General features: G+C 74.6%; 16 protein-coding genes and 1 riboswitch. Of the genes, 9 read left to right on the top strand and 7 right to left on the bottom strand.

Going from position 1 to position 19,331, the window contains the following annotated elements:
- Window positions 1-63: 63 nt before the first annotated feature.
- Window positions 64-3,672 (bottom strand): cobaltochelatase subunit CobN, encoded by a 3,609-nt coding sequence (gene cobN / locus FHS38_RS27070; RefSeq protein ID WP_184737839.1) that lies wholly within the window; start codon window positions 3,670-3,672, stop codon window positions 64-66.
- Window positions 3,673-3,762: 90 nt separating this feature from the next.
- Window positions 3,763-3,906: riboswitch (cobalamin riboswitch) on the bottom strand.
- Window positions 3,907-3,977: 71 nt separating this feature from the next.
- On the opposite strand from cobN, the gene FHS38_RS27075 reads away from it, so the two are divergent.
- The 6 genes from FHS38_RS27075 (at window position 3,978) to FHS38_RS27100 (ending at window position 9,597) form a co-directional block, all read left to right on the top strand.
- Entirely contained in the window at window positions 3,978-5,360 is a 1,383-nt protein-coding gene (locus FHS38_RS27075) for a ferredoxin-like domain-containing protein (protein ID WP_184738070.1), read from the top strand.
- Between the two features lie 43 nt (window positions 5,361-5,403).
- Window positions 5,404-6,048 carry a precorrin-8X methylmutase gene (locus FHS38_RS27080; RefSeq protein ID WP_184737841.1) on the top strand — a complete coding sequence of 215 codons (645 nt, stop codon included), beginning with the start codon at window positions 5,404-5,406 and terminating at the stop codon, window positions 6,046-6,048.
- A complete protein-coding gene (locus FHS38_RS27085) occupies window positions 6,045-7,556 on the top strand; it encodes a precorrin-2 C(20)-methyltransferase (protein ID WP_184737843.1) in 1,512 nt (503 codons plus the stop codon). Before FHS38_RS27080 ends, FHS38_RS27085 begins: the two co-directional genes overlap by 4 nt.
- 737 nt (window positions 7,557-8,293) lie before the next feature.
- The gene (locus tag FHS38_RS27090; protein WP_184737845.1) at window positions 8,294-8,470 is read left to right on the top strand and encodes a hydrophobic protein; all 177 of its coding nucleotides are present in this window, start codon (window positions 8,294-8,296) and stop codon (window positions 8,468-8,470) included.
- Window positions 8,471-8,541: 71 nt separating this feature from the next.
- Window positions 8,542-9,171 carry a hypothetical protein gene (locus tag FHS38_RS27095; protein WP_184737847.1) on the top strand — a complete coding sequence of 210 codons (630 nt, stop codon included), beginning with the start codon at window positions 8,542-8,544 and terminating at the stop codon, window positions 9,169-9,171.
- 9 nt (window positions 9,172-9,180) lie between these two features.
- Window positions 9,181-9,597 (top strand): hypothetical protein, encoded by a 417-nt coding sequence (locus FHS38_RS27100; protein WP_184737849.1) that lies wholly within the window; start codon window positions 9,181-9,183, stop codon window positions 9,595-9,597.
- Window positions 9,598-9,815: 218 nt separating this feature from the next.
- On the opposite strand, the gene FHS38_RS27105 is transcribed toward FHS38_RS27100, so the two are convergent.
- Both FHS38_RS27105 and FHS38_RS27110 read right to left on the bottom strand, forming a co-directional pair.
- On the bottom strand, window positions 9,816-10,013 hold the full coding sequence (locus tag FHS38_RS27105; protein WP_184737850.1) for a hypothetical protein: 198 nt from the start codon (window positions 10,011-10,013) through the stop codon (window positions 9,816-9,818).
- A gap of 91 nt (window positions 10,014-10,104) precedes the next feature.
- Window positions 10,105-10,857 (bottom strand): cobalt-precorrin-6A reductase, encoded by a 753-nt coding sequence (locus tag FHS38_RS27110; protein WP_184737852.1) that lies wholly within the window; start codon window positions 10,855-10,857, stop codon window positions 10,105-10,107.
- 113 nt (window positions 10,858-10,970) lie between these two features.
- On the opposite strand from FHS38_RS27110, the gene FHS38_RS27115 reads away from it, so the two are divergent.
- Window positions 10,971-12,122, top strand: coding sequence for a cobalt-precorrin-5B (C(1))-methyltransferase (locus FHS38_RS27115; RefSeq protein ID WP_184737854.1), 1,152 nt, complete (start codon window positions 10,971-10,973; stop codon window positions 12,120-12,122).
- 58 nt (window positions 12,123-12,180) lie between these two features.
- The gene (locus FHS38_RS27120; protein WP_184737856.1) at window positions 12,181-12,876 is read left to right on the top strand and encodes a hypothetical protein; all 696 of its coding nucleotides are present in this window, start codon (window positions 12,181-12,183) and stop codon (window positions 12,874-12,876) included.
- Window position 12,877: 1 nt separating this feature from the next.
- Here the strand turns inward: FHS38_RS27120 and cobM are convergent, their stop codons facing one another.
- Entirely contained in the window at window positions 12,878-13,627 is a 750-nt protein-coding gene (cobM, locus tag FHS38_RS27125; protein WP_184737858.1) for a precorrin-4 C(11)-methyltransferase, read from the bottom strand.
- Complete coding sequence (cbiE, locus tag FHS38_RS27130; RefSeq protein WP_229822779.1) at window positions 13,624-14,862, bottom strand: precorrin-6y C5,15-methyltransferase (decarboxylating) subunit CbiE; 1,239 nt, start codon at window positions 14,860-14,862, stop codon at window positions 13,624-13,626. The genes cobM and cbiE overlap by 4 nt, the downstream gene beginning before the upstream one ends.
- A gap of 142 nt (window positions 14,863-15,004) precedes the next feature.
- Between cbiE and tsaD the strand changes: the two genes are divergently transcribed.
- Complete coding sequence (gene tsaD, locus FHS38_RS27135; RefSeq protein ID WP_184738072.1) at window positions 15,005-16,060, top strand: tRNA (adenosine(37)-N6)-threonylcarbamoyltransferase complex transferase subunit TsaD; 1,056 nt, start codon at window positions 15,005-15,007, stop codon at window positions 16,058-16,060.
- 154 nt (window positions 16,061-16,214) lie between these two features.
- Here tsaD and FHS38_RS27140 read toward each other — a convergent pair whose 3' ends face one another.
- Window positions 16,215-17,756 carry an SDR family oxidoreductase gene (locus FHS38_RS27140; protein ID WP_184737862.1) on the bottom strand — a complete coding sequence of 514 codons (1,542 nt, stop codon included), beginning with the start codon at window positions 17,754-17,756 and terminating at the stop codon, window positions 16,215-16,217.
- A 93-nt stretch (window positions 17,757-17,849) separates the two neighbouring features.
- Complete coding sequence (locus FHS38_RS27145; RefSeq protein WP_184737864.1) at window positions 17,850-19,331, bottom strand: SDR family NAD(P)-dependent oxidoreductase; 1,482 nt, start codon at window positions 19,329-19,331, stop codon at window positions 17,850-17,852.

Below are 19,331 nucleotides of genomic sequence, written 5' to 3' on the forward strand. Positions count from 1 at the left end.
GGGAGCAGTCCGGGACTGCCCCGCGGGGAGGTCTTCGTACGTCACCGTGAGATGGCCCCGGGCCTACTCCTCGCCCTCCAGGTTGCCCTCGGTCTCCAGGAACGCCTGGCGCAGCCCCTCCAGCGTCTCCGCGTCCGGCTTGGCCCACATGCCGCGGCTCTCCGCCTCCAGGAGGCGCTCGGCGATGCCGTGCAGCGCCCAGGGGTTGGCCTCCTGGAGGAAGGCGCGGTTCTCCGGGTCGAGGACGTAGGTCTGGGCGAGCTTGTCGTACATCCAGTCGGGGACGACACCGGTGGTGGCGTCGTAGCCGAACAGGTAGTCCACGGTGGCGGCGAGTTCGAAGGCGCCCTTGTAGCCGTGGCGGCGCATCGCCTCGATCCAGCGGGGGTTGACCACGCGGGCGCGGAAGACGCGGGAGGTCTCCTCGACCAGGGTGCGGGTGCGGACCGTCTCCGGGCGGGTGGAGTCGCCGATGTACGCCTCCGGGGCCTTGCCCTTGAGGGCCTTCACCGTGGCGACCATACCGCCGTGGTACTGGAAGTAGTCGTCGGAGTCGGCGATGTCGTGCTCGCGGGTGTCGGTGTTCTTCGCCGCGACCGCGATGCGCTTGTAGGCGGTCTCCATCTCCTCGCGGGCCGGGCGGCCCTCGAGTTCGCGGCCGTAGGCGTAGCCGCCCCAGACGGTGTAGACCTCGGCCAGGTCGGCGTCGGTGCGCCAGTCGCGGCTGTCGATGAGCTGGAGCAGGCCCGCGCCGTAGGTGCCGGGGCGGGAGCCGAAGATGCGGGTGGTGGCGCGGCGTTCGTCGCCGTGTTCGGCGAGGTCGGCCTGGGCGTGGGCCCGGACGTAGTTGTCGTCGGCGGGCTCGTCGAGGGCGGCGGCCAGCCGGACCGCGTCGTCCAGGAGGCCGATGACGTGCGGGAAGGCGTCGCGGAAGAAGCCGCTGATGCGCAGGGTGACGTCGATGCGGGGGCGGCCCAGCTCCGCCAGGGGGATCGGCTCCAGGCCGTTGACCCGGCGGGAGGCGTCGTCCCAGAGCGGACGGACGCCCATCAGGGCGAGGGCCTCGGCGACGTCGTCGCCGGAGGTGCGCATCGCGCTCGTGCCCCACAGGGACAGGCCCACCGACTTCGGCCAGTCGCCGTGGTCGGTGCGGTAGCGCTGCAGGAGGGAGTCGGCGAGGGCCTGGCCGGTCTCCCAGGCGAGACGGCTGGGGACGGCCTTGGGGTCGACGGAGTAGAAGTTACGGCCCGTCGGGAGGACGTTGACCAGGCCGCGGAGGGGCGAGCCGGACGGGCCCGCCGGGACGAAGCCGCCGTTCAGGGCGTGCACCGCGTGGTCGATCTCGTCGGTGGTGGCGGCCAGGCGGGGGACGACCTCGCGGGCGGCGAAGTCGAGGATCGCGGCGACCTGTTCGCCGTGCTCCCCCGCCACGGAAGCGACCGCGGCCGGGTCCCAGTCCGCGTCCTCCATCGCCTGGACGAGCGCGCGGGCCTGCTCCTCCGCCTCGTCGGCGGTGGTGCGGGTGGCCGCGGACTCGTCGAGGCCGAGGGCCTCGCGCAGGCCCGGCAGGGCCGCCGTGCCGCCCCAGATCTGGCGGGCGCGCAGGATCGACAGGACGAGGTTGACGCGCGCCTCGCCGGTGGGCGCGCCGCCGAGGACGTGCAGACCGTCGCGGATCTGGGCGTCCTTGACCTCGCACAGCCAGCCGTCGACGTGCAGGAGGAAGTCGTCGAAGCCGTCGTCGTCCGGGCGGTCGTCGAGGCCGAGGTCGTGGTCGAGCTTCGCGGCCTGGATCAGCGTCCAGATCTGGGCGCGGATGGCGGGCAGCTTGGCCGGGTCCATCGCGGAGATGGAGGCGTACTCGTCGAGGAGCTGCTCCAGGCGGGCGATGTCGCCGTAGGACTCGGCGCGGGCCATCGGCGGCACGAGGTGGTCGACGAGGGTGGCGTGGGCGCGGCGCTTGGCCTGGGTGCCCTCGCCGGGGTCGTTGACGAGGAAGGGGTAGATCAGCGGCAGGTCGCCGAGGGCGGCGTCCGGGCCGCAGGCGGCGGACAGGCCGGCGTTCTTGCCGGGCAGCCACTCCAGGTTGCCGTGCTTGCCGAGGTGGACCATGGCGTCGGCGCCGAAGCCGCCGTCCGCCTGGGAGGCGGCGATCCAGCGGTAGGCGGCGAGGTAGTGGTGCGAGGGCGGCAGGTCGGGGTCGTGGTAGATCGCGATGGGGTTCTCACCGAAGCCGCGCGGCGGCTGGATGAGGACGAGGAGGTTGCCGCGGCGCAGCGCCGCGAGGACGATGTCGCCCTCGGGGTTGGCGCTGCGGTCGACGAACATCTCGCCGGGCGCGGGGCCCCAGTGCTCCTCGACGGCCTCGCGCAGCTCGGCGGGCAGCTCGGCGAACCAGCGCCGGTAGTCGGCGGCCGGGATGCGGACGGGGTTGCGGGCGAGCTGCTCCTCGGTGAGCCACTCCTGGTCGTGGCCGCCGGCCTCGATGAGGGCGTAGATCAGCTCGTCGCCGTCGCCGGACGCGAGCCCGGGGACCTCCTCCGTACCGAAGTCGTAGCCCTCCTCGCGGAGTCGGCGCAGCAGCGCCACGGCGCTGGCCGGGGTGTCGAGCCCGACGGCGTTGCCGATGCGGGAGTGCTTGGTGGGGTAGGCGGAGAGGACCAGCGCGAGGCGCTTGTCGGCCGCGGGGATGTGGCGCAGCCGGGCGTGGCGCACGGCGATGCCGGCGACGCGGGAGGCGCGCTCGGCGTCGGCCACGTACATCGGCAGGCCGTCCTCGTCGACCTCCTTGAAGGAGAACGGGACGGTGATGAGACGGCCGTCGAACTCGGGGACGGCGACCTGGGTGGCGGCGTCGAGCGGCGAGAGGCCCTCGTCGTTCTCCTCCCAGGCGCTGCGGGAGCCGGTCAGGCACAGGGCCTGGAGGATCGGCACGTCGAGCGCGGCGAGGGCGCCGGCGTCCCAGGACTCGTCGTCGCCGCCGGCGGAGGCGGCCGCGGGCTTGGTGCCGCCCGCGGCGAGGACGGTGGTGACGACGGCGTCGGCGGTGCCGAGCGCCTCGACGAGCGCGGGCTCGGGGGAGCGCAGCGAGGCGACGTACAGCGGCAGGGCGCGGCCGCCGGCGTCCTCGATCGCCCCGCACAGGGTGTCCACGAAGGCGGTGTTGCCGCTCATGTGGTGGGCGCGGTAGTAGAGCACCGCGATGAGCGGGCCGGTCGCGCCGGGCTTGGCGGTGCGCTCCAGCGGGCCCCAGGTGGGGGCGGCCGCGGGCGCCTCGAAGCCGTGTCCGGTGAGCAGCACGGTGTCGGAGAGGAAGCGCGCGAGCTGTTCGAGGTTGGCGGGGCCGCCGTGCGCGAGGTAGGCGTGGGCCTCGGCGGCGATCCCGATGGGAACGGTGGAGGCCTCCATCAGCTGGGCGTCGGGGGCCTGTTCGCCGGTGAGGACGACGACGGGGCGGTCCCCGGCGAGCAGCAGGTCGAGCCCCTCCTGCCAGGCGCGGATGCCGCCGAGGAGCCGCACGACGACGAGGTCGGTGCCCTCCAGCAGCGCGGGAAGCTCTTCGAGCGCGAGCCGGGCGGGGTTGGCGAGGCGGTACGGGACCGGGCCCTCATGAGCAGCAGCCGCGCGGGCGCTGAGCAGGTCGGTGTCGGACGTCGACAGGAGAAGGATCACGCGGCGCTCCCCAGGGCATCGAGGGTCGCCCGGGGTACGCCGGACCGGATGGTGCGCATGCGGCGGCTGGCCTTCCTCGGGGTCCGCGCCCCGGGCGGTTGGAGGACGGCGGGAGTTCCTGACTCGCCCGGCATCGCTGCCGGGCTCACAGTGGCGGGACCGTGCCGGAGTCTCACCGGCTTCCTCCCCTGACGCCGTCGCTGGCGTTGGCGGACCAGAGGACGAATAAGAGATTCTGGCCACCGCTGAGCATAGTAAGCGCTGGCCGTCCCGCACAGGACGGTGCACCCGGTGTGATCGTCGGTATGCTCGCCGCCATGCCCGTCACCCCCACATCCCCCCCGGAGCGGGATAAACCGGCCGCCGGCGGACGGACCGTCCGCGCGGGCGGCGACGCGTGCCCCGGAGCGCTGCGGCTGCACGCCGCGGACGACGGTTCGCTGGCGCGCGTCCGGTTGCCCGCCGGGTTGTTGACGGCCCGTCAGGCGACGGCGTTGGCGCTGGTCGCCGAGGAGCTGGGCGACGGGAATCTCGACATCACCTCGCGCGGCAACGTCCAGCTGCGCGGGCTGGCCGACGGCTGCGGCGGCGAGCTGGCCGGCCGGTTGCGGGCGGCGGGGCTGCTGCCGTCGGACCGGCACGACCGGGTGCGCAACGTGGCGGCCTCGCCGCTGTGCGGCCTGGACGGGGCGTCGGGGCCGCCCCGCACCGGGGCAACCGATGTGCAGGACTGGGCGCGCGCCCTGGACGCACTCCTCTGCACCCCCGCGGCCGACCCTTCCGACGGCCTGGATTTGTCAGGTTTGTCGGGCCGTTTTCTCTTCGGCCTCGACGACGGCCGCGGCGACATCGTGGCCCTCGGCCCCGATGTGACATTGATCGCAAGCGGCGAGGGGCAGGCCACCCTGTGCTTCGCCGCCACCGGACCCGGTCTGCGGATCGCCGCCTCCGACGCGCCGCGCGCGGCCGTGCTGGCCGCGCGCGAGTTCCTCGCGGCGCCGGCTCGGAGCGGCGCCAAGGCCTGGCGCGTCCGGGACCTGGCCCCCGAACACCGCCCGCGCGTCGACGCGTTGGCGGACCGGCTCACGGCCGCGGGCATCGCTGCCGCACTGCTCCCCGACCCCCGTCTGCCGCACGGGCCCCCGGCCCCGCCGGGCCTGGTCACCGGCCGGGACGGGCGGTGCGCCCTGTCGGTGACCGCGCCGCTCGGGCGGCTGACCGCCGCCCAGTGGCGGCTCATGACTACCGTGGCCGCCCGGGACGGGGCGGGCGAGCTGCGTGTGACACCCTGGCGCGGCATCGTCGTCCCCGGCCTCCCGGCCGGTACGGCCCGCACCCGGCTGACGGCGCTCGCGGACGCCGGGCTCGTCACCTCCACCACGTCCCCCTGGCACCGGGCGGGCGCGTGCGCGGGCCGGCCGGGCTGCGCCAAGTCTCTCGCGGACGTACGGGCGGACGCGGCGGCCTGCCTCACGGGGCTGCCCCCGGCGGGGCTCCCGGTGTACTGGTCCGGCTGCGAGCGGCGGTGCGGCCACCCGGGCGGGAGCTGGGTCGACGTGCTCGCGACCGGTGACGGCTACCGGATCGCGGTACGGGACGGGGAGACGGAAACGGAAACGGTCACCGCACGAGCCACAGCGAGGGGACTGGCCGACGCGGTCGCGGCGGCACGTACCTCCGCAGACTGACCCTGCACGACACCACCAGGCGCAACCCAGCAAGCGAGGCACAGTGTTCGAGTACGAGAAGGACGGCGCGTCCATCTACCGCCAGTCCTTTGCCACCATCAGGGCCGAGGCCGACCTCGGCGGACTGCCGCCGGACGTCAGCCAGGTCGCGGTGCGCATGATCCACGCCTGCGGGATGGTCGATCTCGTACGGGACCTCGCGTACTCCCCCCAGGTGGTGGCGCGGGCCCGCGCGGCGCTGCGCGCCGGGGCGCCGATCCTGTGCGACGCGAACATGGTCGCCAGCGGCGTGACCCGCAAGCGGCTGCCCGCGGACAACGAGGTGCTGTGCACCCTCGCCGACCCGTCGGTGCCGGAGCTGGCACGGCGGATGGGCACGACCCGCAGCGCGGCGGCGCTGGAGCTGTGGCGCGAGAAGCTCGACGGCGCGGTCGTCGCGGTCGGCAACGCGCCGACGGCACTGTTCCGTCTGCTGGAGATGCTCGAAGAAGGAGGGGCGGGCGGGGCGGACGGGCCGCGCCCGGCCGCGGTCATCGGCATACCGGTGGGCTTCATCGGTGCCGCCGAGTCCAAGGACGCCCTGGCCGACAGCCCGCTGGGGCTCGATTATCTGGTGGTGCGGGGCCGTCGCGGCGGCAGCGCCATGGCAGCGGCGGCGATCAACGCGATAGCGAGCGAGGAAGAGTGAACGAGCAGCCTTCGACGACGGGCCGACTGTACGGAGTGGGGCTCGGTCCCGGCGACCCGTCGCTGATGACCGTGCGGGCCGTCGAGGTCATCACCGCGGCCGACGTCGTCGCGTACCACAGCGCCCGGCACGGCCGCAGCATCGCGCGCACCATCGCCGCACGCCATCTGCGCCCCGACCACATCGAGGAGCAGCTGGTCTACCCCGTCACCACGGAGACCACCGACCACCCCGGGGGCTACCGGGGCGCGATGGAGGAGTTCTACGAGGAGGCCGCGGCGCGGCTGGCCGTCCACCTGGACGCCGGGCGCACGGTCGCGGTGCTCGCGGAGGGCGACCCGCTCTTCTACAGCTCGTACATGCACATGCACAAGCGGCTCGCGGACCGCTACCCCACGGAGGTGATCCCCGGGGTCACGTCCGTCAGCGCGGCGGCGGCCCGGCTGGGTGAGCCGCTGGTGGAGGGCGAGGAAGTCCTGACGATCCTGCCGGGCACCCTGCCCGAGGAGGAGCTGACGGCCCGCCTGGCCTCGACCGACTCGGCCGTCGTGATGAAGCTCGGCCGGACGTTCCCCGCCGTGCGGGGCGCGCTGGAGCGCGCGGGGCGGCTCGCGGACGCGCGGTACGTCGAGCGCGCCACGATGCCCGGGGAGCGTACGGGCCTGCTGGCGGAGGTGGACCCCGAGTCGGTGCCGTACTTCTCGGTGGCGGTGCTGCCGAGCCGCATCGACGCGGCTCCGGCCGCCTCGGGCCGGGGCGAGGTCGTGGTCGTCGGGCTCGGCCCGGCCGGCCCGCTGTGGCTGACGCCGGAGGCGCGCGGCGAGCTGGCGGCGGCCGAGGACGTCGTCGGCTACAGCACGTACGTGGACCGGGTGCCCGTCCGGCCGGGCCAGCGGCGGCACCCGTCCGACAACAAGGTGGAGTCCGAGCGCGCCGAGTTCGCGCTCGACCTCGCCCGGCAGGGGCGGCGGGTCGCCGTCGTCTCCTCCGGCGACCCGGGTGTCTTCGCGATGGCGACGGCCGTACTGGAGGTCGCCTCCGAGGACCCGTACCGCGAGGTGCCCGTCCGGGTGCTGCCCGGCATGACGGCGGCCCACGCCGCCGCCTCCCGGGCGGGCGCGCCACTCGGCCACGACTACGCGGTCGTGTCGCTGTCCGACCGGCTCAAGCCGTGGGAGGTCATCGCGGAGCGACTGCGGTCCGCCGCGGCGGCGGACCTGGTCCTCGCCCTGTACAACCCCGGCTCCCGCAGCCGCGTCTGGCAGGTCGGCAAGGCCCGCGACCTCCTCCTGGAACACCGCCCGGCGGACACCCCGGTCGTCCTGGGCCGGGACGTGGGCGGCCCGGAGGAGAGCGTACGGATCGTCCGGCTCGGCGAACTGGATCCGGAGCAGGTCGACATGCGCACGATCCTCATCGTGGGCTCCACGCAGACCCGCGCGGTACGGCGTGGTTCCGGCGACGGCGAGGAGATCGTCTGGACGCCTCGGCGGTATCCGGAGCGGTAACGCCACGGTGCCCTCCGGGCCGGGGACCACCCGGCCCGGAGGGCACCGTGTCCGTTCGCTCGCGGAACACCCCGCCCCGGCGGGGGCCGGGGCCTCACGGAACGGCTCCGTGCCGCCCGTACGCCGGGACAGGGTCCTGAACGGAACGGCCCCAGAAGCCTGTTCGGATGAGGCGGGGAGGACTAGCCTGTAGGGTGCCGCCCCGGTCCCCGGCAGCATCGAGCACCGACCGCGCCCCGGGGCGCACGGCTTGCGCATCGACGCGGCGGCCTTCCCCGCACGACCGGGACCGCTCCCGCGCCCACCGTCACCACACCCCGGCCCGGCCCGGTGCGCCCATCGCGGGCAGCGTTCCGCTGCCCGCCCGCGTCGCACGCATCCGATGGCAGGCGGTACTTCATGTACGCGCTGATCCTCCCCGCTCTGACCCCCTTCGTCCTGCTCGCCGGCGTCATGGGCCTGTCCTGGTGGGAGGACCACATCCTGCCGCCGGCCGACCCGGTGAAACCCGATGAACAGCGCCACAGCCCCGTCACCGTCCCCATCAGCCCCGGGCGGGGGGCCGGAACGCATCGCTCTTGCCAGTTCGTTGACAAGGGATGCCGCCGGGCGTTGACTGACCATTACGGCGTAGGGCTACGACGCTCCGGCATTCTCCGGACGGCGCCCCCCGTCCGGCTTCGCCCGGCCCCCGCGGAACCCAGGGAATCCTCCCTGTGCCCATTGGAGTTCCGGCCGTGATCTTCTGGACTGTTCTCCTCCTGCTGGCCCTGCTTCTCTTCGGGTTCGGCTTCACCATGCACCTGCTGTGGTTCGCCGCGGCTCTCGTGCTGATCGTCTGGATCGTCGGCTTCGGCCGCCGCACCCGCAGTCGTGGCGGATTCCGCTACGGCCACAGCCACGGCCGCCGGTAAGCGGCCTCAGCTTTCGGCCCACCCGCGAACAGTCGGATCGGCTTACGAGCCGGGAAGCAGCGAGGGACGCCATGTCCGCAGTCGTGATCATCGCCTCGATCGTCGTGGCCGTCATGGCCGTGGCCGCCGCCCTCTTCATCGGACGCGGCCGGGCACGTGGCGGCCACGGCCTGAAGAGGCGCTTCGGCCTCGAGTACGACCGTGCCGTCGCCCGTCACGACGGCAACACCGAGGCCGCCGAGCGGGAACTCGGCGAGCGCCTACAACGGCACGGTTCCCTCAAGGAGCAGCCGATGCCGCCCGAGACCCGCGAGCGGTACCTGGTCCTGTGGGCCCGGATCCAGGAGCGGTTCGTCGACGCCCCGCGGGAGGCTGCCGCCGAGGCCGACGCGCTGTTGGCGCGGCTGGCCGAGGACCGGGGCTTCCCCGGCGGTGAGCGGTTCGAGGAACAGCTGGCCGCGCTCTCCGTCCACCACGCCGGGCAGGTCCACGGCTACCGCAGGGTGCACATGGCCGTGCGCGGCAAGGCCGGCACGGAAGAAACGCGGGAGGCCCTGGTCGAAGCCCGGGACCTGTTCGACGAACTGGTCGCACGACGGCCGGACAACTCGGAGCGACGCCGCCCGCACTCCCCCGACCAGTCCACCGGCGACCGCAGCCATGCGCCGAGGGCGCTTGGCCGGCGTCACGCGAAGGGATAGTGGCACCTGATGCTGTACGACCAAGCACGCGCGCAACAACCCCCGGACAAGAACCGGCCCCCCGCCGAGCCGCGCACCCCGCACACACCTCCCCCTGTGCCGACCCGGAACCCCCTGGAACCGGCCATGGGCGCCGACGAACCCGGCCGCGCCCCGGCGCCGCTGTTCCCGCAGGACGCCCGGGACGAACTGGCCACGCGTCTCCAGCGGGCCGTCAGCACCTTCGTCGACAGCCCGCGCCGGGCGGTCGAGGAAGCCGAGGGCGTCTTCCGAGAAACCGTCACCCACCTCACGGACACCCTCGCGGAACGAGAGCGCATGCTCCGCGCGAGCTGGAAGGACCCGGGCACCGAAGCGGAGACGGAGGAGCTACGGCTCGCGCTGCGCCAGTACCGGGAGAGCGCGGAGCGGCTGCTGCGCATGTGAGCCGTCGCCGACCGTGGCCGACCCAACGCTGCGGCACCGGGTCGCCGCAGCAGGAAGCGCCCGGCCGCCACGGGGACGAGGATCGGCGACCCGCCGGTCGTCCTCGCGGGGCTTCACCCACCACAGCCGTACGGTCTCGGGCTCACCCGCACGAGGCCGTACGCCGCAAGGTCGCACCCTCGCTGCGACGGTCGTACCCGGCTGTCGGTCGTACCCGGCTATGGGGACTGCTCGCGGGAGTCCTTCTTCACCGAGGCCTCGGACGCCCTGTCCTCGGCGTCCTCCTTGGCCTGCTTCACTCTGCCTCGCGCCACATGCTCCGCATGCTTCGTGCGGGCTCTCTCGCCGGGGGCGGGATGTTTGGCCTCGTCGGCCAGATGGCGTTCCTTGTCCTGGGACTGATCGGCGTTTCCCATGATCGCTTCTCCCACGGAGGCTCGGTCTGGGGGATCACCCCTCACCATGCCACCAGCGGCCGGGCACCGCACATCGTCGTGTCCCGGGCCCTCACGTCAGTGATGCGCGCAGCCAGCGCACCGCTTCCGCCGGATCCGCCGCGACAGGCACCCCCTCCGGGGCCGGCGGGCGGCGGACGACCACCACCGGGATGCCCGCCTCGCGCGCGGCGACGAGCTTCGCAGCCGTCGCCGCCGCGCCGCTGTCCTTCGTGACCAGGACGTCGATGCCGTAGCGGCGCAACAGGTCCGCCTCGCCCTCCACCGTGAACGGGCCCCGGTCCAGCAGCACCTCCGTGCGCGCCGGCATCGGTGGTTCCGGGGCGTCCACGGAGCGGACGAGGAACCACATATCCTCCAGGTGGGCAAAGGCCGCGAGGCCCATCCTCCCCGTGGTCAGGAAGGCCCGCCCGCCGAGGGCGGGCAGGGCGTCCGCCGCCTCGGTCAGCGAGCCGACCGGGTGCCAGTCGTCGTCCGGCTCCGCGACCCAGCCGGGGCGGCGGAGGGCCAGCAGGGGAACATGGACGTCTGCGGCAGCCCGTGCCGCGTTGAAACTGATCGTGCCGGCGAAAGGATGGGTGGCGTCGATGAGCGCGTCCACCTGCTGCTCGCGCAGCCACCGGGCCAGGCCCTCGGGTCCCCCGAAGCCCCCGATCCGCACCTGCCCCGCGGGCAGTCGCGGTGCGGCGACGCGCCCCGCCAGCGAGCTGGTGACGCGCAGGGCGGGGTCGGCCGCCAGCTCGGCCGCGAGCCGTCGCGCCTCGGTGGTGCCGCCGAGGATCAGGACGTGGCGTGGCCTGTGCACCGCCGGCCTCCCGGGTCGGGCCCGCGGGCGCGGGCCTGTGGGCCGGGCGCACGGCCCGGCCGGTGCCGCGGCGGCACCGAGTGGTCAGGTTAGCCGGACCGGCGGAGCCCCCCGTGACTGACGTCAAGGCCGAACCGACCGCGAGCGGGCGCGGTGCGCAGCTCGCGCACACCGGGCTCCGGCACGGCTGGACCACCGGCGCCTGCGCGACGGCGGCGACGACCGCCGCGTACACCGCGCTGCTCACCGGCGACTTCCCCGACCCCGTGACGATCACCCTGCCCAAGGGGCAGACGCCCGCCTTCGCCCTCGCCGCCGAGGAGCTGCGCGACGAGGGCCGGACGGCCATGGCGGCGATCGTCAAGGATGCGGGCGACGATCCGGACGTCACGCACGGGGCGTTGATCCGGGTCACGGTCCGGGTGCTGCCGCCCGGCTCCGGGGTCGTCTTCCGGGCGGGTCCCGGGGTGGGCACGGTCACCCGGCCGGGGCTGCCGCTGGCCGTCGGCGAGCCGGCGGTCAACCCCGTCCCCCGGCAGATGATGCGCGACCACGTGGCCGAGGTCGCCGCCCGGCACGGGGGTGCCGGGGACGTCGAGATCGAGGTGTCGGTCGATCACGGCGAGGAGATCGCCCGCTCCACCTGGAACCCGCGCCTGGGCATCCTGGGCGGCATCTCCATCCTCGGCACCACGGGCATCGTCGTCCCCTACTCCTGCTCGGCGTGGATCGACAGCATCCGGCGCGGCGTGGACGTGGCCCGCGCGGCGGGGCGCACGCATGTGGCGGGCTGTACGGGCTCGACGTCGGAGAAGGTCGCGGTCGCCGTGCACGGGCTGCCCGAGGACGCCCTGCTGGACATGGGCGACTTCGCGGGGGCGGTCCTGAAGTACGTACGCCGTCACCCGGTCGACCGGCTCACCGTCGCGGGCGGCTTCGCGAAGCTCTCCAAGCTCGCCGCGGGCCACCTCGATCTGCACTCGGCCCGCTCGCAGGTGGACAAGGGCTTCCTCGCCGAGCTGGCCCGCCGGGGCGGCGCGGACGCGGAGCTGGCCGCCGCGGTCGCCGCCGCCAACACCGGGCTGGAGGCCCTGACCCTGTGCGCGGCCCGCGGTGTCCCCCTCGGCGACCTCGTCGCCGCGACCGCCCGTGACGAGGCGCTGGCGGTGCTGCGCGGGGCGCCCGTCGCGGTCGACGTCATCTGCATCGACCGCGCGGGCACGATCGTGGGCCGGGCGGAGTCGCGCGGTCCGGCCGGGCGCTGACCCCGGACCGCTCGCACGGTAGGGTCACGGCGAAGATCGTCAAGGGGGATTTCCGCACATGCACCGCCGCCTCACCACGCCTCCATGGGGGCTTTCGATACTCGTCGGCGCGCTCCTGGCCACGTCCGGTTGCACCACGGGCTCCGTCGGCGCGGCCCCCGCGGCCGGGTCCGGCGAGCGGACCGCCGCCCCGGCGGACCGGCCCGCCGCCCCGGCTCCGACGAAGCCGGCCCGTGTCGCCGAGCTCAGGCGCCTGCTGCTGACCACCGACGACCTCGGCGGCGACTACACCGCGCAGCCCTCGAAGGACGACGCGAAGGACGACGACGAGGCGGTGAGCGGCTGCCCGGCGATGGAGCGGCTCGCCACCAGGATGCCCGGACTGCAGCCGGTGAACCAGGCGGAGGTCCAGTTCATGTACGGCAGCTCGGGCTTCGGGGAAGAGCTCGACAGCGACTCCCCCGCGAAGTTGTCCGCCACGCTGCGGGAGATGCGGGACGCCTTCCGGGCCTGCCCCTCCTACACCGTGACGTCGGGCACCACACCGCTCCCGATCACGCTGGCCGAAGCCGTCGTACCCGAGCTGGGTGACGAGCGGTACGCCTTCACCTTGAAGTTCGTCGGCCCCGGGGGCGCGTCGGAGGTCAAGCAGATCGCCGTCCGCAAGGGCAACATCCTCCTCCATATGAGCGGCTCCCCCGGGCTCGTCGACAAGCACCTCAAGAAGGCGTACGAGAAGGCCACCGCCGGCTGAGTCAGCCCGCGCAGCGGTCGCGCGTGGTGGAGTACAGGTGGCTGTCCGGGAACTGCTCCGCGGTCAGGGTGCGGCCCACGATGATGACCGCCGTCCGGACCACGCCCGCCGCCTTCACCTGGTCGGCGATGTCGGCGAGGGTGCCGCGCAGGACGAGCTCGTCGGGGCGGCTGGCCATGGCGACGACGGCGGCGGGGCAGTCCGGGCCGTAGTGCGGGAGCAGTTCGGCGACGACGCGGTCGGCGTAGCGGGCCGCGAGGTGCAGGACGAGGAGGGCTCCGCTGCGGCCGAGGGTGGCGAGGTCCTCGCCGGGGGGCATCGGGGTGGCCTGCTGGGCGATGCGGGTGAGGATGACGGTCTGGCCGACGGTCGGCACGGTCAGCTCACGGCCGAGCGCCGCCGCGGCGGCGGCGAAGGCGGGCACGCCGGGGACGATCTCGTACGGGATGCCGGCCGCGTCGAGGCGGCGCATCTGCTCGGCGACGGCGCTGAAGACGGCCGGGTCGCCGGAGTGCAGCCGGGCGACGTCGAGGCCCGCCTCGTGGGCGGCGACGAACTCGGCGGTGATCTGGTCCAGGTCGAGCTGTGCGGTGTCGACGAGGCGGGCGTCCGGCGGGCACTCGGCGAGGAGTTCGCGGGGGACGAGGCTGCCGGCGTAGAGGCAGACGCCGCACCGGGCCAGGGTCCGCGCGCCGCGCACCGTGATGAGGTCGGCGGCGCCGGGGCCTGCGCCGATGAAGTACACGGTCATGCGTCGGTTTCTCCTTCTGCGGGTTTGACCACGGACCACTGGGTGACCGGCATGGCCTGCCGCCAGCCGGTGAAGCCGCCGACGGGCACGGCGTGCGCGACGGTCAGGCGGGTCAGGTCGCCGCCGTGGCGGCGGTACCGGTCGGTGAGCAGCGCCTCGGATTCGAGGGTGACGGTGTTGGCGACGAGCCGGCCGCCCGCGGGGAGCGCGTCCCAGCACGCGGTGAGCAGGCCGGGGGCGGTGAGCCCGCCGCCGATGAACACGGCGTCGGGGGTGGGCAGGCCGGCGAGCCCGGCGGGGGCGGCGCCGGTGACGACGCGCAGCGCGGGTACGCCGAGGGCCTCGGCGTTGCGGGCGACGCGCGCGGCCCGTACGGGGTCGCGTTCGACGCTGACGGCACGGCAGGAGCGGTGGGCGCGCATCCATTCGATGCCGATGGAGCCCGAGCCGCCGCCGATGTCCCAGAGCAGCTCGCCGGGGGCCGGGGCGAGTGCGGCGAGGGTCGCCGCCCGCACATGACGCTTCGTCAACTGTCCGTCGTGCTCGAAGGCTTCGTCCGGCAGCCCGGGGGTGAGCGGCAGCCGGAGCGCGTCGTCGGCGCGTCGGCAGTCGACGGCGATGACGTTCAGCGCGTCGCCGGGGGCGTGGTGCCAGTCGTCGGCCGTGCCCTCGACGCGGCGCTCGTGGGCGCCGCCGAGCTGTTCCAGCACGGTCAGCGGGCTCGGTCCGAAGCCGCGGTCGCGCAGCAGGGCGGCGACCTCGGCGGGGGTGTCCGCGCCGGCGCTGAGCACCAGCAGCCGGCGGCCGGGGTGCAGGGCGGCGGACAGCGCGCCGAGCGGGCGGCCGACGAGGCTGCGCACCTCGGTGTCGTCGAGCGGCCAGCCGAGCCGGGCACAGGCGTACGACACGGAGGACGGGTGCGGCAGCACCCGCAGCCCGTCGGCGGTGCCGAGGGCGTCCACGAGCGTGCGGCCGATGCCGAAGAACATGGGGTCGCCGCTGGCGAGTACGCACACCCGCCGTCCGGCGTGCGCGGCCAGCAGCCCGGGGACGGCCGGGCGCAGCGGGGAGGGCCAGGCGACGCGCTCGCCCGCGCAGTCGGGGGGCAGCAGATCGAGCTGGCGGGGGCCTCCGACGATCACCTCGGCCCGGCGCAGGGCCTCCTGGGAGCCGGGGGCGAGGCCCGGCCAGCCGTCGGCGCCGATGCCTACGACCGTCACGGCGGCTTGGCTCACGTGGGCGCACCTCGGGATTCGCGGTGTACAGGGGCATCGGAACTCTACTGACCTGCGACGACGGCGCCACGACCGGGACCTTGTTGCATAGAATGTGCAATTACGTAATCTAGGCAGGAGGTCCGCCGTGAGGCGTTCACCGGTGGTGCTGGGCATCGAGTCGTCCTGCGACGAGACCGGCGCCGGTCTCGTCCGGGACGGGAAGCTGCTGGGTCACGCGGTGGCCTCCAGCATGGACGAGCACGCGCGGTTCGGCGGTGTCGTGCCGGAGATCGCGGCCCGCGCGCATGTGCACGCGGCGGCGCCCGTCGTCCGTGCCGCGCTGGCCGACGCGGGCCTGACGATGCGCGACATCGGGGCGGTCGCCGTGACGACGGGCCCCGGCCTGTCGGGCGCGCTCCAGGTCGGCGTCGCCGCGGCGAAGGGCTTCGCGTACGCGCTGGGGGTGCCGCTGTACGGGGTGCACCACCTCGCCGGGCACGTGGCCGCCGACACCCTGGAGCACGGGCCGCTGCCGAACCCGTGCATGGTGCTGATCGTCTCCGGCGGGCACACCTCGCTGCTGCTCGTCCGGGATCTCGCGCGCGACCCGATCGTCCACCTCGGCGACACCCTGGACGACGCGGCGGGCGAGTGCTTCGACAAGGTGGCCCGGGTCTTCGGCCTGCCCTACCCCGGCGGTCCCGCCGTCGACCGGGCGGCCCGCGAGGGCGACCCGCGCGCGGTGGCGTTCCCCCGTCCGCTGACCGGGCCGCGCGACGATCCGTACGCCTTCTCCTTCTCCGGTCTGAAGACGGCCGCCGCCCGCTGGGCGGAGCGGCACCGGCAGGCCGGGCGGCCGTTGCCCGTCGCGGACGGGGCCGCGTCCCTCCAGGAGGCCGTGGCCGACGTCCTCACCCGCAAGGCCGTCGCGGCGTGCGTCGAGCACGGCGTGGGCACCCTCGTCGTGGTCGGCGGGGTGGCCGCCAACTCCCGGGTGCGGGCGCTGGCCCAGGACCGCTGCGCGGCCGCGGGCATCGAGCTGCGGGTGCCGCCGCTGCGGCTGTGCACCGACAACGGCGCGATGATCGCGGCCGTCGGCGATCTGCTGGTGCGCGCGGGGGCGGAGCCCGCGCCGCTGGAGGTGTCCATCGACCCGTCGGCGCCCCTGGAGTACGCGGCGCTCCACCCGGTGGCGAGCCTCGCCCGCGCCGCCTGAGCCGTGTCCGGCGGGTCAAGTGAACGGGCGCCGCGGCCCGTAGCGCCCCGCACCACCGCTGCGCGGCGGGCACAGCACGGCAGCCCGTCCGGCGATTGAGGACGCGCCCGCAGGGCGCTCGCCGCCGCGGGCGGCAGGACCGGCCGGACACGGCCTAAGACCCCCGGTACGACCGCGCCCGGTGCGCGATGTTGCGGGCCATGCCGCCGAACACGATCGCGTGGAACGGGGCCACGGACCACCAGTAGGCGTGGCCGGCCAGCCCGTGCGGGCGGAACAGCGCCCGCTGGCGGTACGTCGCGCGGGACGGCCCGTCGGGGGTGACGGTCAGCTCCAGCCAGGCCCGGCCGGGCAGCCGCATCTCGGCGCGCAGCCGCAGCAGCCGGCCCGGTTCGATCTCCTCGACGCGCCAGAAGTCGAGGGAGTCGCCGACGCGCAGCGCGTGCGGGTCCCGGCGGCCGCGGCGCAGGCCGACGCCGCCGACGAGGCGGTCGAGGAGGCCGCGCAGCGACCAGGCGAGGGGGAAGGAGTACCAGCCGTTGTCCCCGCCGATGCCCTCGACGACCCGCCAGAGCGCCTCGGGCCCGGCGTCGACGGGCACCTCGCGGCGGTCCTCGTAGAGGCTGCCGCCCGACCAGTCGGGGTCGGAGGGCAGCGGGTCGCTGGGGGCGCCGGGCAGGGACGCGGAGGACCAGCGGGTGGCGACGTCGGCGTCCCGTACGCGTTTGAGGGCCAGGCGCACGGCCTCGTCGAAGCCGATCAGGCCCTGTGGCGGGTCCGGTGCGTAGCGGGCGATGTCGTGCTCCCGGCAGACCACCTCGTGCCGCAGCGACTCCACCAGGGGACGCGCGATGCCGCTGGGGACGGGGGTGACCAGCCCGACCCAGAGGCTGGACAGGCCGGGGGTGAGCACCGGCACGGTCAGGACGATCCGCCGGGGCAGCCGGGCGACGGACGCGTAGCGGTCCATCATCCGGCGGTAGGTGAGGACGTCGGGGCCGCCCACGTCGAAGCTGCGGCTGACGTCGTCGGGCAGCCCTGCCGCCGCCACGAGGCAGCGCAGCACGTCGCGGACGGCGATGGGCTGGATGCGGGTGTTCACCCAGCTCGGGGTGACCATCACCGGGAGCCGCTCGGTGAGGTAGCGGAGCATCTCGAAGGAGGCGGAGCCGGATCCGATGATCACCGCGGCGCGCAGCTGTGCCGTGGGGACCCCGCTGGCGAGGAGGATCCGTCCGACCTCGGCGCGGGAGCGCAGGTGCGGGGAGAGCAGACGTTCGGGCACCTGACGGGGGGAGAGTCCGCCGAGGTAGACGATGCGGCGCACCCCGGCCGCCTTCGCGGCGCGCCCGACGGCGAGCGCCGCCCGCCGGTCGGTCTCCTCGAAGTCCGCGCCGGTGCCGAGGGCGTGTACGAGGTAGTAGAGGACGTCCACGTCGGCGAAGGCGTCGGGGAGGGTGTCCGGGCGGGTCACGTCGGCCTTGACGGTCTCGACCCGGCCGGCCCAGGGCTGGTCGCGCAGCCGCCGCGGGTCGCGCGCCAGGCAGCGCACCCGGTACCCGGCGTCGAGCAGTTCGGGGACGAGCCGGCCCCCGATGTAGCCGGTGGCCCCGGCGACGAGGGCGCGGGGCGACGGCTTCTCCGCACTCCCGCGGTCGCCCCGGATCCGGTCCTGGTCGTTCCCTGTGGTGCCCATGGGTCCACGGTCTCCCGCCCGGCGCACCTCGCGCCAGGCGGGGCTGGTCCTTTAGGGTGCGGCGGCTCCCGTACGGGTGCCGCCGCGGCGCGGTCACCAGTTGGCGGGGGCGTAGTCCTTGAGGAAGCAGCCGTAGAGGTCCTCGCCCTGCTCACCGCGGACGATCGGGTCGTAGACCCGGGCCGCGCCGTCGACGAGGTCGAGGGGGGCGTGGAAGCCCTCCTCGGCGAGGCGCACCTTGTCCGGGTGCGGGCGCTCGTCGGTGATCCAGCCGGTGTCGACGGCGGTCATCAGGATTCCGTCGGCCTCCAGCATCTCCTGGGCGCTGGTGCGGGTGAGCATGTTCAGGGCGGCCTTGGCCATGTTGGTGTGCGGGTGGCCGGCGCCCTTGTAGCCGCGGCTGAACACGCCCTCCATGGCGGAGACGTTCACGACGTACTTGCGGCGGGCAGCGGACGCGGCCATGGCCGGGCGCAGTCGGCTGACCAGCACGAACGGCGCGGTCACATTGCACAGCTGCACTTCGAGGAGCTCGACGGGGTCGACCTCGCTGACCGTCTGGACCCAGGTGTTCGTGGCGTCCAGGTCGGGTACGAGCCCGCCCGCGTCGATCGCGGTGCCCGCCTCGACCCGCGCGAGGGAGGCGGAGCCGCTGGTCAGGGCCAGGTCGGTGAGGGCCTGGGGGGTCAGCTCGTCGTGCCGGCTGCCCGCCGGGGCGGGCAGGGCCGCCTGGGCGCCGCTGCCGAAGGCACCGAAGACGATCGAGGCGGGCAGCTCGCCGGCGGGCAGCGGGGCGGCCTCGGCGGCGACCAGCTCACGGTAGGCGGAGGGGCTGCGACGCACGGTCTGGGCCGCGTTGTTGATCAGGATGTCGAGCGGGCCCTCGGCGGCGACGGAGTCGGCCAGGGCGACGACCTGGGCGGGGTCGCGCAGGTCGATGCCGACGATCTTGAGGCGGTGCAGCCAGTCCGCGCTGTCCGGCATGGCCTTGAACCGCCGGATGGCGTCGTTGGGGAAGCGCGTGGTGACGGTGGTGTGCGCACCGTCGCGCAGCAGCCGCAGCGCGATGTACATGCCGATCTTCGCCCGGCCGCCGGTGAGCAGCGCGCGCTTGCCGGTCAGGTCCGTGCGGGCGTCCCGGCGGGCGCGGTTCTCCGCGGCGCAGGGCTGGCACAGCTGGTGGTAGAAGGCGTCGACCTCGGTGTAACGGGTCTTGCAGATGTAGCAGGAGCGGGGGCGCTCCAGGATGCCGACGATCTGGGCGGCGGAGGTGGCGGCCAGGGGTATGCCGCGCGTCTCGTCGTCGATGCGGTCGGCGGCACCGGTGGCGGTGGCCTCGGTCACGGCCCGGTCGTTGGCGGTCTTGGCGGCCCGGCGCTCCTGGCGGCGGCGCTGCTTGACGGTCCGGTAGATCCCCGCGGTGGCCCGTCGGATCTCGATCGCGTCGGGGTGGTCGACCGGCAGGGCGTCGAGTTCCTCGAGCACGCTCAGGCACATCGCCATGCGCTCCGGATCGATACCGGACTCACCGGACTGGCGACCTGCACCGTCGCGGCTTTCTTCTGTGACCGTCAT

The organism is Streptomyces netropsis (genome assembly GCF_014203545.1).
GTDB classification, from domain to species: Bacteria; Actinomycetota; Actinomycetes; order Streptomycetales; family Streptomycetaceae; genus Streptomyces; species Streptomyces netropsis.